The sequence below is a fragment of the Roseibium algae genome, assembly GCF_037783265.1.
GTDB lineage: Bacteria > Pseudomonadota > Alphaproteobacteria > Rhizobiales > Stappiaceae > Roseibium > Roseibium algae.
This window is the reverse complement of record NZ_JBAKIA010000011.1, coordinates 14,684-28,702: the sequence shown is the minus strand read 5'-3', so window position 1 is coordinate 28,702 and position 14,019 is coordinate 14,684. Positions and strand designations below refer to the sequence as shown.

General features: G+C 54.2%; 15 protein-coding genes. 5 read left to right on the top strand and 10 right to left on the bottom strand.

All coding sequences use genetic code 11. The features are described 5' to 3' along the window. The first annotated feature begins 7 nt into the window (after window positions 1–7). Window positions 8–1,465 carry a hypothetical protein gene (locus V6575_RS15175; RefSeq protein WP_340275523.1) on the top strand — a complete coding sequence of 486 codons (1,458 nt, stop codon included), beginning with the start codon at window positions 8–10 and terminating at the stop codon, window positions 1,463–1,465. A 154-nt stretch (window positions 1,466–1,619) separates the two neighbouring features. Next, entirely contained in the window at window positions 1,620–2,102 is a 483-nt protein-coding gene (locus V6575_RS15170; protein ID WP_340275522.1) for a hypothetical protein, read from the top strand. A 92-nt stretch (window positions 2,103–2,194) separates the two neighbouring features. Here V6575_RS15170 and V6575_RS15165 read toward each other — a convergent pair whose 3' ends face one another. The 3 genes from V6575_RS15165 to V6575_RS15155 form a co-directional block, all read right to left on the bottom strand. Further along, window positions 2,195–3,172 carry an Lnb N-terminal periplasmic domain-containing protein gene (locus V6575_RS15165; protein WP_340275520.1) on the bottom strand — a complete coding sequence of 326 codons (978 nt, stop codon included), beginning with the start codon at window positions 3,170–3,172 and terminating at the stop codon, window positions 2,195–2,197. 109 nt (window positions 3,173–3,281) lie between these two features. Beyond that, entirely contained in the window at window positions 3,282–3,563 is a 282-nt protein-coding gene (locus V6575_RS15160; RefSeq protein ID WP_340275519.1) for a YiaA/YiaB family inner membrane protein, read from the bottom strand. Window positions 3,564–3,694: 131 nt separating this feature from the next. Beyond that, complete coding sequence (locus V6575_RS15155; protein WP_340275517.1) at window positions 3,695–4,372, bottom strand: PspA/IM30 family protein; 678 nt, start codon at window positions 4,370–4,372, stop codon at window positions 3,695–3,697. 103 nt (window positions 4,373–4,475) lie between these two features. Here V6575_RS15155 and V6575_RS15150 point away from each other — a divergent pair, with 103 nt between their 5' ends. Then, entirely contained in the window at window positions 4,476–5,111 is a 636-nt protein-coding gene (locus V6575_RS15150) for a TetR/AcrR family transcriptional regulator (RefSeq protein WP_340275515.1), read from the top strand. A 90-nt stretch (window positions 5,112–5,201) separates the two neighbouring features. Here V6575_RS15150 and cckA read toward each other — a convergent pair whose 3' ends face one another. The 7 genes from cckA to flgB form a co-directional block, all read right to left on the bottom strand. Next, the gene (cckA, locus tag V6575_RS15145; protein ID WP_340275513.1) at window positions 5,202–7,751 is read right to left on the bottom strand and encodes a cell cycle histidine kinase CckA; all 2,550 of its coding nucleotides are present in this window, start codon (window positions 7,749–7,751) and stop codon (window positions 5,202–5,204) included. A gap of 83 nt (window positions 7,752–7,834) precedes the next feature. Beyond that, on the bottom strand, window positions 7,835–8,914 hold the full coding sequence (flhB, locus tag V6575_RS15140; RefSeq protein WP_340275511.1) for a flagellar biosynthesis protein FlhB: 1,080 nt from the start codon (window positions 8,912–8,914) through the stop codon (window positions 7,835–7,837). Between the two features lie 9 nt (window positions 8,915–8,923). Beyond that, complete coding sequence (fliR, locus tag V6575_RS15135) at window positions 8,924–9,697, bottom strand: flagellar biosynthetic protein FliR (RefSeq protein ID WP_340275509.1); 774 nt, start codon at window positions 9,695–9,697, stop codon at window positions 8,924–8,926. Window positions 9,698–9,713: 16 nt separating this feature from the next. Next, on the bottom strand, window positions 9,714–9,983 hold the full coding sequence (gene fliQ / locus V6575_RS15130; protein WP_340275508.1) for a flagellar biosynthesis protein FliQ: 270 nt from the start codon (window positions 9,981–9,983) through the stop codon (window positions 9,714–9,716). 69 nt (window positions 9,984–10,052) lie between these two features. Further along, window positions 10,053–10,367: a flagellar hook-basal body complex protein FliE gene (gene fliE, locus V6575_RS15125; RefSeq protein WP_340275506.1), complete on the bottom strand. Its 315-nt coding sequence runs from the start codon at window positions 10,365–10,367 to the stop codon at window positions 10,053–10,055. A 66-nt stretch (window positions 10,368–10,433) separates the two neighbouring features. Next, window positions 10,434–10,844: a flagellar basal body rod protein FlgC gene (gene flgC, locus V6575_RS15120; RefSeq protein WP_340275504.1), complete on the bottom strand. Its 411-nt coding sequence runs from the start codon at window positions 10,842–10,844 to the stop codon at window positions 10,434–10,436. Window positions 10,845–10,889: 45 nt separating this feature from the next. Further along, window positions 10,890–11,291 (bottom strand): flagellar basal body rod protein FlgB, encoded by a 402-nt coding sequence (flgB, locus tag V6575_RS15115; protein WP_340275503.1) that lies wholly within the window; start codon window positions 11,289–11,291, stop codon window positions 10,890–10,892. Window positions 11,292–11,669: 378 nt separating this feature from the next. Here flgB and V6575_RS15110 point away from each other — a divergent pair, with 378 nt between their 5' ends. Together V6575_RS15110 and fliP are read left to right on the top strand one after the other, a co-directional pair. After that, on the top strand, window positions 11,670–13,196 hold the full coding sequence (locus tag V6575_RS15110; protein WP_340275502.1) for a hypothetical protein: 1,527 nt from the start codon (window positions 11,670–11,672) through the stop codon (window positions 13,194–13,196). 35 nt (window positions 13,197–13,231) lie between these two features. Continuing rightward, window positions 13,232–13,960 carry a flagellar type III secretion system pore protein FliP gene (gene fliP / locus V6575_RS15105; protein WP_340275697.1) on the top strand — a complete coding sequence of 243 codons (729 nt, stop codon included), beginning with the start codon at window positions 13,232–13,234 and terminating at the stop codon, window positions 13,958–13,960. Window positions 13,961–14,019 lie beyond the last annotated feature (59 nt).

The following is a 14,019-nucleotide window of genomic DNA, read 5'->3' as shown; positions in this document are numbered from 1 at the left end:
CACGATCATGCTGACCGGACGCCAGACGCTCTCCAGCATCGAACAGGCGCAGACAGACCTGCGCCGTGAAGAAACAGACCTGTCCAGCCGCATTGAGCGGGTGACCCGATCTGTAACAGACATTCAGTCCCAGCAAAGCGATGCCTATAAGGAACTGGCTCGTTTCAGGCTCGACAATCATGCGGCTGAAACCCTTGATGAACGGCTGGATACGGCCGCACGCGATGCCCGCCAATTGATGGAAAAGCGTTCTCAAGACTACAATGTCCTCACCGACCAGCTACGCCAGAAAGAGACTGCCCACAAAGAGCTGCAAAAACAACGCGAAGCAAAGGCATTTGAAGCAGAAGCCGCATCGGGCAAAATGGATGGCCTGATGGAGGAAGTTGACGGGCTTTTGGAGCAGGACGCAGCGTTTGTAGCCCAACGCGCGCGCGCCGAAGACGCCGCCAAGACAGCCAATGCCGCAGCTGAAAAAGCCAGGACCTCTCTCCAGGACCGCAAGGAAAAGGGCAAGGCCTATGAAAACGATCCTTTGTTCCTCTATCTCTGGCAAAGAGGGTTTGGCACACCCGAATACAAACGACGTGGCATAATTCGCTCGCTCGACGGTTGGGTCGCCCGGCTGATCCGGTTTCATGATGCCCGTGCAAATTATGCCATGCTGACCAGCATTCCAGAGCGGATTGCCCGTCACGCGGAGCGTTGTGAAAAGCAGGTCGTTCATGAAGATGCACTTCTGGCTGAGATGAGCCGGGCGGCCCTGACCCACACTGCAGGTGAAGACCTTGCCGCCCGCATTGACACCCTCGGTCAGGAAATCTCTTCAATGGACAGCGAGCTCGATGCCCTGGAGCGCTCAATCGACACGTTGAGCGATGCCTTGCAGGATTTCTCCCGAGGAGAAGATGACGGTTTTCTCAAGGCTGAAGAAAAACTTTCTCTCTCACTCAAGGCTGATGACTTGCGTGATCTATGGCGAGAGGCGCTCAGTACCCCTTCCCCCGAGGATGAGCGGATCATTCGACGTATCGAGGACCAACTCGACAGAATAGACCGGTTTCAACGTGAAATGCGTCAGGACCGCGAACTTCTGCGTGATATCACGCGCCGTCGCTCCGAATTGTCACAAGTGACCCAGAAGTTCCGCCGCAGCGGCTATGACACTTGGGACTCGACCTTTTCCGACAACAACCTGACCACAGTGTTGCTCGGTGAGCTTGTCAAAGGCGCAATCACAGGCGCTGACTACTGGACGCGCGCCCAAAAGAGCCACAAGCGCCGGAAACCACGCGGTGGCCGCGTCGGTTTTCCGAGAGGCTCAGGCTTGCCGCGTTCCATGGGTGGCGGTTTCAGTGGCGGAGGTCTTGGAGGCGGTGGCAACGGCGGTTCATCATCCGGCGGAGGCTTCAGTTCTGGAGGTAACTTTGGAGGCGGAGGCTTCTCTACTGGGGATACCTTCTAGTCGATAGAAGGCCACCCTCCAAACTTCCTTTACGGTAGTATTTATTCAGCTTAAGACACATTGTGTCATTATTTTTTACCATCACGGTGGTTGCATGGGCCCTGCCCACTTGGAAACATCTCGTGACGCCGACTGCAGACCGCAAGGAAAGCTTATGCAAAAGCTGCTCGCCATCTCTCTTCTTGTCACTTTGGCCGCTTGCCAAAGCTCACCGCGGCCACCTTCTTTGCCAGAACAGCCACAATTGAGTGTTCCAACAGGTGCTCAGAGCGTTACGATTGCAGCAGCCCCTCCAGCTGTTCGTGCAGCCTTGGTGTCCAGCGCCCATGAAAAAGGCACCGCAGTTATACAGGATGGCGCCAACATGGTGATTATGGAACGAACCATGACTGGTGAAAACCCGGCGCTCGACGCTGAGTTTGGCCCGTCCGACAACGGCATAAGGGTCGTTCGGATTCGCGTGCGTTTCACCGGGAGCCAATGCAAGACGCTCGCCGTTCAAGATGTTGCCGTCATCAACAATGCGCGGACAGCCCTGGAGCAAAGCTTTGTCCTCCCAGGCAATCCAAACACGATGGAAAGCCTGCGTGGCCTGAAGTCCCGCGCTGAAAACGGCAGCGTCTGCCCGCCGGTTTGATGGATAGCTGTTTAAAAACGTAAAGCGCAGCGCCAACATGCGCCGCGCTAAAAGTCCTTTTTGACGGCGAATGTCAGCTAATTTTTCAAATATTATTCAGACCGGATCAGCTGCGAGAACGCCACTCCCGGAACGTTTTGACGTGCTCGGTCAGATATGTGCGCCGAAGCGCGACGCGCGTCCAGAGACCCCTCTCCGCCAAGAACACCCAGATTAAATAGATACTCCGGCAGGTGCCCCGACAGAACCAAACGCCAATCCATCGGTAAGTTCGGTTGAAGGGTTTTGGCGAGTTGGTAGACCACCGTCGTACAGTTGGCTTTCACCGTATTATAAAAAGCAGATTTGGATTCAAGCTTCTGAGCCAAGTCGACAAAAGACAGGAACATAGTTCGACGCTGCGCAGGTGTCAGTTCCACAGGGAAAACGCTGACGTTTTCTCCGCGATAATTTGTCCGTAATTTGACGATGTCACGCTCCGTCGCCCCGATCAGCACCAGTTCAAACTGACGGAAGAACCCTCCAATCTCATTGAAAGTTTCATGGACTTCACGGCGAATCTCGGCTGAAAACACCACGTGCTCTCCATCAGAAAAGCCGAAACTGACCAGCAGATGTGCTATGTCCGAGCTGCTCCAGACAGAGGTGATCATGTCTACGGTTTCCAGCTTTGAAAGATCGTAGTTGCGGGTCACCCAATTCTGCTTTGCCTCAGTTGGAGACGTCCATTCAAAATCACGGATATCACCCAATGTAACCTGATCGCCTTCGATCCGTGCCGTGACACCGCGTGAAACGTCAGCCGCCCAATCCCTGTCCTGTTGCGGCGTTATCGTCTGGTACCAGCCACCAACCAGAAGACCTGCGACAATCAAAGCGCCCCATGACAAGACCTTGGATCGCCAATACAGAGCAGGAACAATGAGAACACCTGCTCCAAGGCCAACATAAGCAGAAAGCTGAACGCCGCCAGACAAATGAAACCACACGGCGGTAGCAGTCCATGCCACACCGGCGATTAGAATTAGGCTAAAAACAACATGCGACAGGACTCTTAAAACGCGGCTCATAATGTTCCCCAGACCGGGCGCAGTTCCCCTGGAACCACCCCGACCTTACTATTTTCTTCAAATCATTATCGTGCTGCCGGATGGACGCACTCCACCCGGCACTTCGGTATCAGACAACTTCATGTGTTGAGGCTTCAGACAAAAGGCGCTCGGTACGGGCATCATCGAGCTTGTTATAAATACGATCAGATTCGTCCTTGTCACGTATCGCTTTGGTGATCGCAGCCGTCGAATAGACCAACATCAAAGCCGCCATTGCGTAATATCCCTTGGCAGAGAAACTAGCCTCCAGAGACCAAATGCCAACCCCCATCATAAAGGCGGCAACAGCGAAGTTGAAATAAGTAAAGAGGTTCCAGGCATTTGTTCCCTTAGGCTGGTAATGAGACATGATGTTTCTCCTTTTTTGCCGCCGTACGGCTGATTTAATCGCAGTTTGATTAGGACGCCTGAGGAAGGTATCGCCCTGTTCAGATCGGACAGTTCAATAAATGGCCGTTGGCCAATCCGCGTTGGTGTCAACTATTCAGCTCTGGCCCGCAAACGGTCCAGAATTCTTGCTGCATCAGCCTTAAGCGGGGCCCCGCAACCAGCAGCAGCAAGCCGCGCGACAGTTGAGCTGGTACTAGACGTGCTGTTCAGCTCAACCAGCGCAACCTCAACCTCCTCTGCGTGGTCCTGGCGGCTCTGCAGCCGTTCCAGAGTGGTTTCTGCCTCGCGCAGGCTGGCATGAACTCCGCTTGGCATGGTGCCACGAAGTTTTTGAGTTCTCTGGGCTGCATCGGCGATCTGTTTCCCCCGCTGCAGACTGCGCAACCGCTGCTCCGAGAGACTGACCTGTTCGCGTAATTTAATGATTTCGTTGCGGTAATGAGAAAGCGCTTTTTCGGTGGAAGCCAATTCTGCTTCAGCATCCGCGATTGCAGAAGCGGCCTCGCTCGCCAAATCGTCCCGGCCCTGCCGGATGGCATCAAGCGCCCTCTCCTCAAGGTCTGACAACTGACCTGAAAGCCGCTCGGCTGTTTTCTTCTCACGGGCCTGATAGGCAATGACCACAGCAACAGCCCGTTTGGTTTGCATCAAGCCTTCGCCTGCGTCTCTCAACTGTTGTCGCAGAATGGAAAGAGCATTTTCATCTGTGAATGCCTCAGCAGCATCGTAACTGCGGCTTCGAATAAGAGTGCTAATCATCTTGAACATCTTTGCCTCCATTGTTATGAACATCGTTCATGAATTAGCCCTAGCAAAACCGTGAACGATGTTCAAGTTATTTTTGAACATCGTTCAAAAAAGTAGAATATCGATGACAACCAACCGAGAAGCCAAACGTGCCCAACTAAGGCAACGCTTGATCGAAGCTGCAGAAATCGAGCTGCGGGAAAAGGGATTGAAGGGCCTTAAAGCCCGCGATGTGACGGCACGCGCCGGCTGCGCACTCGGCGCGCTCTATAATGTTGTCGATGACCTCGACATGCTGATCTTGGAGGTCAACCTTCGCACGCTCATTCAAATGGGAGAGGCTTTGAATGCCGCCGTGTCCCCTAAAGGCTCCAGGCCAAGCTCCGGTCAAGACGCTTCCCCGGATGCCGTGATGCAAGCCTTGGCAGCCACATATACTGACTTCGCGATTGAGAACCATAACAAGTGGCTGGCGCTGTTTGAGCACCGATTGCCAAAAGGCCACGAAGTGCCCGACAGCTACAAACAAGCCCATTCGGCTCTCATCGAGGTAATCGTTCCGCCCCTTGCCAGATTACGACCTGACCTTTCAACTGATGAACTCATGCTGCGGGCCCGCACCACCTTCGCCGCTGTCCACGGCGTGGTTCATCTCTCGCTTCAAGCTCAATTTGTCGGTGTGCCAATTGCGAATTTGAAAGCAGAGGTCAAGGCACTGGTTGAAGCCATGACACGCGGTGCGGCCTTGGCCACACCTTAAATCAAGGGCCATGCACCTGCTACTGACACAAAAAAGCTGATGCGCGATTGCCCGCGCATCAGCTTTTTGATGGCTGCTTGCCCGCAAAGCCTAACTGTTGAGAACGTCCTTCACGGTCGTTGCCAACTGCTTCAGCGTGAATGGCTTGGGCAGGAAGAAGAACTTCTCGTTGGCCGGCAGGTTTTCCTCAAACGCATCCTCTGCATAGCCTGAGACGAAAATGATCTTCAGGTCTGGCTGCGTCTTGCGCAGCTCGACAAGAAGCGTCGGTCCGTCCATCTCCGGCATCACCACATCGGACACCACAAGATCGATCTTGCCGCCCGTTTCTTCCATCACTTCCAGAGCTTCCGTGCCGGACCCCGCCTCAAACACTGTATAGCCGCGTGAGGCGAGCGCTCTGGCACCGAAGGCCCGCACAGCTTCTTCGTCCTCAACCAACAGAATCGAGGCAGATCCTGTCAGATCGGCAACTTTCTCTTCTTCCAGCTTGGCTTCGATCACCGGTTTTTCAACAAAGGCCGGAATATGCCGCGGCAAGAACAAGCGGAATGTGGTGCCAGCATCAATTTCACTGGCGCAGAAAATGAAGCCGCCGCTTTGCTTGACGATGCCATAGACCGTCGACAGCCCAAGCCCAGTACCCTTGCCCACTTCCTTGGTCGAGAAGAACGGGTCAAAGATCTTCGCCATGATGTCGGCAGGCATGCCATGACCAGTATCTGTCACCTGCACCAAAGTGTATTCGCCAGGTGGCATGCCCCGGGTGTTTTCAAACTCGGTCGATTCAGCCTCAGACACATTCGACGTGCGTATGGTCAGCTTGCCGCCGTCGGCCATCGCATCCCCGGCGTTGACCGCAAGATTGACAATCACCTGCTCAAGCTGGTTGAGATCGGCCATCACCGGCCAGAGGTCCCGGCCGTGCACCACCTTCAACTCAACCTTTTCACCCAGCAGGCGATCCAGCAGGATCGACAGATCCGCCAGAACGTCATTCAGCTCAAGTTGTTGAGGCCGCAAGGTCTGGCGACGCGAGAACGCCAGCAACTGACGGACAAGTCCAGCTGCCCGGTTGGCGTTTTGCTTGATGTTCATGATATCCTGGAAGGACGGATCGGTCGGGCGATGGCTCGACAGCAGCAAATCCGAAAAGCCGATGATCGCAGTCAGAACATTGTTAAAGTCGTGCGCAACGCCGCCTGCCAACTGGCCGATGGCCTGCATCTTCTGGCTCTGGGCAAACTGAGCTTCCAGGGTGCGTTGCTGAGTGGTCTCCAGCGCATAGACGATGGCAGCCTCGCCGTCGCCCTCGCCTTCCTGCACCGCAGAGACATAAAAGGTTGCTGAGCGAGGATCGGTACCGCTGCTGAGCGGAATATCAATAGGCGCGATTTCGCTGATGCCGTTGGCCGCAGCCTCCAGAGCCGTTGCAAGGTTCTCGCGGCCACTCTCAGCCACATAATTATCAAGCTTTGGTGGATCACCGCTGAGATCAACTGCGCCAAACAACCTCAAGAAAGGCGCATTGGTGCGCAGAACGCGACCCTCGATGTCCAGTGATGCAATCGCAATTGGTGTATTGTTGAAGAACCGCGCAAAGCGAACTTCGGCAGCGCGCAGAGCTTCAGACGCCTCCTCCCCGCGTGAACGATTGAGCACAAGCGTCCGGCTGTCACCAGCCTGTCCGTTTTCACCAAAAGGAACTCTATGCAGCAAACGAACCGGAAACCCGCGGCCATTGCGGGCAACAAAATCAAGATCGAAAGTTTCGCTTTTAACCTCACCTGCAAGGCCTTTGACCGAACGGATCAGCTCCGTGCCATCTCCGCGCACGATTTCGCCAAGGCCCAGCTCTCCGGCTTCAAATTGCGCCAGGTCATAGCCAAGCCAATCAGCCAGCGTTGCATTGAGATAGACAATCCGGCCTTCACTGTCGCAGGAGAAAAAGCCCGCTGGTGCATGGTCGAGAAAATTGATAACCCTTTGCAGTTCCTGGAATGAGTTTTCCTGATCAGCCCGGTCTCTCGTGATATCGGCAAGCTGCCACACAGCCAGACGACGTCCAGTACCGCCCTCCTTGCGTGTCAACATCAATGGACGGACAGAAACCCGATACCAACGCGGCGTGCCCTCGTTGCGCCCCAGAGGCAGCGGCATGCGGATTTCTTCCTGCGCCCTGCGTCCATCTCGCATGGCCTGCGCCAGACGGAAAATAGCATCGGCGGCATCCGGATCGCTTGAGAAGACACGTTCCAGAACCCGGATGTCGGCAGCGGTCTCCGCGCCGGTCAGGTCTCCATAGGACTGGTTAGCATAGATCAGACGACCTTCGACATCCGTGATCAAGGCCCCGTCATCAAGCGAATGCAGAAATGCAGAAGCAATCGGATTACCCCCACGTCCTGTGCCGAAGCGCAAGAAACCGATAGCCCCTGCAAACAGGCAAAACACGCCTACAACGCCCAACACCCCGAGCAGTGCAAGAACGAACGGTTGCGACTGTTCTTTACCGACCACGGCGAATGCCGCAGCAGCGCTCACCAGCGCCAAAGCCAGTGCAATCAGCAGCCAAATATTTCCGGTCCGTTCCGGCCGGTCGATCATCGGCTCGCTCGGCGCGCCGTCCAGATCACTCATTCCAATAACTCCCCGGCTCGAATCGGTTAACCGAGCCTCCCCAAGCATTCTTTGCAATGCATGGAATTTCAACCAATGGACGCCTAATTTGAGCGCCATCCCGCGCGTTTCCGCATTTTAAAGACAAAGCCGATCACTTCTGCGACCGCCTTGTAGTGTTCTTCGGGAACTTCCCCGTCAATTTCCACAGTGGCATAGAGAGCCCGGGCCAATGGCGGGTTCTCGATCACCGGAATATCCAGCCCCTTGGCCATCTCCCGGATCCGCAAAGCAATCGTATCTGTTCCCTTTGCCACACATAATGGAGCGCCCATGCCCTCCTCATATTTCAAGGCAACCGCATAGTGCGTCGGGTTGGTGACCACCACAGTCGCCTGAGGCACTGCTGCCATCATACGCTTGCGGCCACGCTCCATCCGCAACTGCCGGATTTTACCCTTGATATGCGGATCGCCTTCCGTCTGCTTGTATTCTTCTTTCACTTCCTGAAGCGACATTTTCTGCTTCTCGAACCACTTGTGCTTCTGGTAAGCGAAATCCGCCCCGGCCACCACAGTCATGACGGCCAGAATAGCAATCAGGACCTCCAGAACCAGAACCTTGGTTTCTTCCAGAATAAGAACCACATCGGCGAAAATGATCGTTTCAGCCTCATCAGCGTGAGGCAACAAGACGGCGACCATGATGGAGCCGACAATGCCCATCTTGATCAGCCCCTTTGCGAAGTTCACCAGACTTTCGCCCGAAAACATGCGTTTAAAACCAGAGGCAGGCGAGACCTTGGAGAGCTTCGGCTTGATGGTCTCCGTTGTAAATAGCAGCTGATGCTGCACCATATTTCCCGCGACAGCCATAACGACCAGCACCAGAAGTGGCAGTCCGACGATAACGGCCAGGGACTCACCAGTGTCGCGCCACAAGGCACGAAGGGCATAACCATCAACCGGCATCTGATAGGAATGCTGAATGTAACCCTTCATCAAAGTCGTAAGCGAACTCGCAACAGTCGGCGCGAAAACAGCAATCATAAGGGTCGCACCGGCCAAAGTGAACCACGTGCTGACCTCCTGAGATTTGGGAACGTCCCCCTTGTCATGCGCTTCTTTCAAGCGCTTTTGGGTGGGGTCCTCGGTTTTCTCCGAATCGTCGGAACCTTCTGCCATATCGGCCCCTTATCCTGCTACGAACTGGCCGAGGGCGTCTTGAAGATGTCCCATATAGAAGGTCATCATCGTCGACATCAGCACCATCAGGAGCCCCAGCCCAATCGCAATACTTGCGGGCATGGCAATAAAGAAGATCTGCATTTGAGGCATGAGCTTGTTCAACAAGCCAAGGCCAAAGTTAAAAACGATGCCGACCACAAGGAACGGCGCGCTCATTCGCACCGCGATGGAAAATACATTGGCGACAGATTCGGTCGCCATCTTGGCAAAATCCCCCATGGGCAGCCAGCCACCAGGAGGAAAAAGCGTAAAGCTGTCATGCATTGCTGCGATAATCAGATAATGCGTGTCTGTCACAAAGATCAGAGTGACTCCCATAATCGACAGATAGTTGGACACCAACGTGCCCTGCTGTCCGGCATTGGTCACATCCGTACCGAGCGCCATTGCCAAACTTGACTGACTGGCAATGATGACACCTGCGGTCTGAAGCACGAAGGTGATCATTTTGGCACTTAAGCCAATCACTAGGCCAAATGCCATTTCACCGAACATAAGCAATAGCAATCGCGGCAGGTTCTCGGTCACATTCTGCGGATAGGTCAACGAACCGACCGGATAAAGCACCAATGTCAACATGAGCGCCATCACCAGACGAACGCGCATGGGAATGGAAGTCTCTCCCAGTGCTGGCATCAACATCAACATTGAGCCCAAACGGGCAAACATGAGCATGAAGAGGGTTGCCATCACCGGCAGGAAAGAAAGCTGCAGTGTCATGCCGCCCCTTTCCAGTTCACGTTGGCTGAACCAGAATCAGCTCACCAATCCGAGCCGTGAATGTGGCCAACAGCTGCCCCATGAAAGGCATTGTCAGCATCAGGGTAAAAAAGATTGCTAGGATTTTCGGAACAAAAACGAGTGTCATTTCCTGAATCTGTGTCAATGCCTGAAACAAGGCAATCACAACACCAACGACAAGCCCTACGATCATAACCGGCCCCGCGACCAGGATCATGGTCCAGACCCCTTCACGGCCAATATCCAGAACTTCACCACCGGTCATAAGCAGTCTTTCAACACACGAGATAAAAGATCCGGCGAATATCCGGAAGCGGTATAGGGGGGCAGAACGCTAGATCGGCATCCGCATGATTTCTTCATAGGCGGATATCACCCTGTCTCTCACGGAGACCATCGTTTCAAGAGCAACCTCGGTTTCCGCAACCGCAGTCACAACATCCACAACATCCGTACGCCCCTCGACAAGTCCGATGGATTTATCATCCATCCCACGGCCCTTGTCGACAACGCTCTCGACCGCCTGCTGAACCATCTGCCCGAAATCAACACCAGTGGTACTTGGCATTGTATCCTCTGGAGAGGCTGTCTTGCGGGCAAGGTTTGCAGCCATTTGGTAGGCGTTGTTTGCAACTGATGGGGTGGACATGGCTTGGTGGCCTCTGTGTTGTTATGTCAAACACAAGCGCAAATCACGCCAGTGCTGATCGGACCCTCAGGCCCTCAGGATATCGATTGTCTTTTGAACCATGCGCCGGGTTGCCTCGATCACATTCAGGTTCGCTTCATAAGAGCGTTGCGCCTCACGCATATCCACCGTCTCAATGAGCGTGTTGACATTCGGCGTCTGGACGTAGCCTTCCTCATCGGCCGCAGGATGTCCGGGCTCGTAAATGGTATTAAAAGGGCTCGTGTCTTCTGAAACACGGCCTAGCTCAACGACTTCGGCACCAACGGCCTTGTCGAAATGGCTCGTGAATGACGGCACTTTTCGGCGGTAAGGATCATCTTGAGGCGTCCGCCCCGTTGAATCCGCATTGGCGACATTCTCGGCGATAATCCTCATACGCCCATTTTGGGCTTTAAGGCCTGATGCCGATACAAACAGCGATTTGATCAAGTCCATCTCAGGTCTCCTGTCAGCTCAAGCGAACATTCGCGAGCTACGGCTTTAGGTCTTAGAAAGAGCAGTACGGATCAAACCGAGGCTCTTTGTGTAGAGAGATGTTGCAGCCTGAAAATCCATCTGATTCTCAGTGACCTTCATCATCTGCTCTTCAAGGACGACGTTGTTGCCATTCGGCGTAACCTCAAACATGTCCTTCTTCTGCTCCACGCCATTTCCGTCTGCAGAAAGTGTGCCGGTTATGTGTCCAGACGCTGTTGTCTTGGTCGATATTCCGAACTCCTGACGGCCAATGTGGTCAGAAAAGCTATAGTCTTTCAGCTCTTTAGCCTCATAATGCGGCGTATCAGCATTGGCGATATTTTCGGCCAGAACCACCTGGCGCGTCTGATGCCATTGCATTTTTGACTTCAAAGCCTGAAACACAGGTAGGTCAGTCAGAGCCATGTGATTCACCATTTGTTAACGATCTAGGCAAACATTGCCGACCTAAAGGTTAACGAATAGTTAACAGGCTTAACGGCGAGCTGGAAAACCCTGAGAGAAATCAGTGGACGAGCCTCTTGCATTTTGCAATTTGCACATTTTTGAACAGCTTCTGCAGGCAGAAATTTCCCACTTCTGTTAACTTTGCCAAAGCTTGGAGATTCGCTCTCAACTCATTCACTGAGTCGAAACTGGCGTTGCTTGAGCCATAGGATCGATCGTTCGGAACTGACTGCACACTGCCAGCACCGAACGGAGCGCGGAAAAGAAGGCGATATCCTGTCGACCGACAGGCAAGCCCGGCCGCAAACATTTGTGCAGGCACTCAAAGAGGTAGGTATGTACACTTGGATTGCAGAGACGTTCGGCCTTGCAGACGGATTGGCCAGAGGCATTGCCTTCGCCCTTGCTCTGGGCATCGTTCTCGTCCTTATAGCGCTTTTTATCTTTATTCTTAAGCGCCTTACAGAAACCAGACTTTCAACAGGCCGAGGCAGGCAACCTCGTATTGCCGTCATGGACGCAACGAACATCGACACACGTCGTCGCCTCTTGCTGATCCGCCGCGACAATGTCGAGCATCTCATTCTGGTTGGGGGCCCAAGTGATATTGTCGTAGAACAGGGTATCATCAAGAATGCCCCGCTGACTGCCGGGAGTCCAAAACACCACACAGCCCCAGCGAGCCTGATGTCTAGCGCACCCGGCTATGAAGTCGCCGGCGTAGCTGCAGAGCCCATTTTGTCAGAATTGGAACAAATTGCCGAGCAGACAGCACAGCGGAAGACACCGCCAGTCTCACCAACTCCGCAACAAGCTCCCGCGCGCGCCCAACAGCAGCCTCAGGGGGAGGCTCCAACTCAAAGACGTTCCGCTCCAGAGATCCCGGAACCCCGGGTGAGATCTGCGTCTCTCCACCGCCCCCCGGCTGAACACACCCGCACAGCAAATGCCACCAATGCGGAACGCAAAAAAGGCGGCTCAAAGTTAAACCCTGCCAAATCAATCTTGGAAGCCGCTGCGGCCCGGCGTATTTCATCGGCATTCACCACACGCAAGGCCGACACGGAGGCACCAGCGGTCAAGGGCCCTCCTGCACACACCTCCCAGCCAGCGCCTTTGGTTGAACCGCAACATAGTCGCCAGGAAACTCCGGTTCCAGCACAGCGCCCAATACAAACAGCTCAAGTCAGCAACGGTGCCTTCACCGATTCTCGACAAGAAAACGCTCAGGTCGCAAACTATGCACGAGACCTTGCAAGTGCGACTGACCTAAATGCTGCCCACTCAGATGCCACCGCGCCCACCACCGAGAATGCCTCAAGCGTCCAACCGCCAAAACCAAGGCATGAAGTCCGCGCAGAACTCAGGTCAGAACTTCGACAAGTTACGCACCCCTCTGCAGGGCCTGCGGCGACAGCAAGAACAGCCTTTATGAAGCAACCGGCCAAACAAGACGCTGCAGCAGAAACGGGGCCCCGCCCCGCGAACGTCAGTGTTCAGGAACCGGCGCCCACCAACGTAGAAGTGCTCAATCCAAATCCTGTACAGCCTGATAGGCCCGGCAAGAGCCTTACAGAGCAGGTTGGTGACATCGCGAGTAGACCATCAGATAACGGTTCAAAGGATAAGACTTCAAGCGAGCCTATTTCTCTGGCATCTGTCATGACAGAACCTCCAAGTGAAGTGGATATCTTCGATGACACCCCTTCGACGGCACCAGAAGTAACGATCCAAAGCAGCCCTTCAGAAAGCCCTGCAGTTGAGGCAATCAAACCACCGCCTTCAGCAGAGGAAATGCCCAACCCAATTGAAGACGAGATGACCAAATTACTCGGCGAAATCAACGGACCAGCAAAACAATGACCCTGATCCAAGGGTGTCCGAAATGGCGGCCAAGCATGTGCTTCAAGACTGTTCTCGGCCTAGGGCTTATTCTAATAGCCGAGCCAGCACTGGCGCAGGAGATCACGGTCGGGTTTGGCGAAGACAGCACACTGACCGAACGGGCTGTGCAGCTCGTCGCCTTGATGACGGTCCTCAGCCTCGCGCCATCGATCCTCGTGATGGTGACCAGTTTCACGCGAATTGTGGTGGTCTTGTCACTTTTACGCTCGGCAATCGGCCTGCAAACAGCACCGCCCAACACCGTGATGGTCGCTCTCGCCCTATTCCTCAGTGCATTCATAATGGCCCCGACCATACAGACGGCATATGAGGAAGGCGTAGAGCCATTGGTCGAGGGAACGATTGAGTTCGATCAGGCTTTTGAAAGAGCCTCTGCTCCGTTTCGTACATTCATGTTGTCCCAGGTCCGGGAGAAGGATCTGGGCCTGTTTCAGGAACTCTCGGGAAAAGAAGCCCCGGAAACCCCCGATGACTTGTCCATGTCGACTTTGGTTCCCGCCTTCATGATCAGCGAATTACGACGTGCCTTCGAGATAGGCTTTCTACTTTATCTGCCGTTCCTGATCATCGATTTGGTGATCGCATCCGTGCTGATGTCAATGGGTATGATGATGCTTCCGCCGGTCGTAATTTCACTGCCGTTCAAACTGATCTTTTTCGTGCTGGTGGATGGATGGAATATGGTTGCAGGCAGCCTGGTCAAGAGCTTCGGCGTGGTTTGAGCACCCCGATCTTTTTTACACCAATCCACCCATGAATCAGAGCTTGCAAGTCTGCCAGC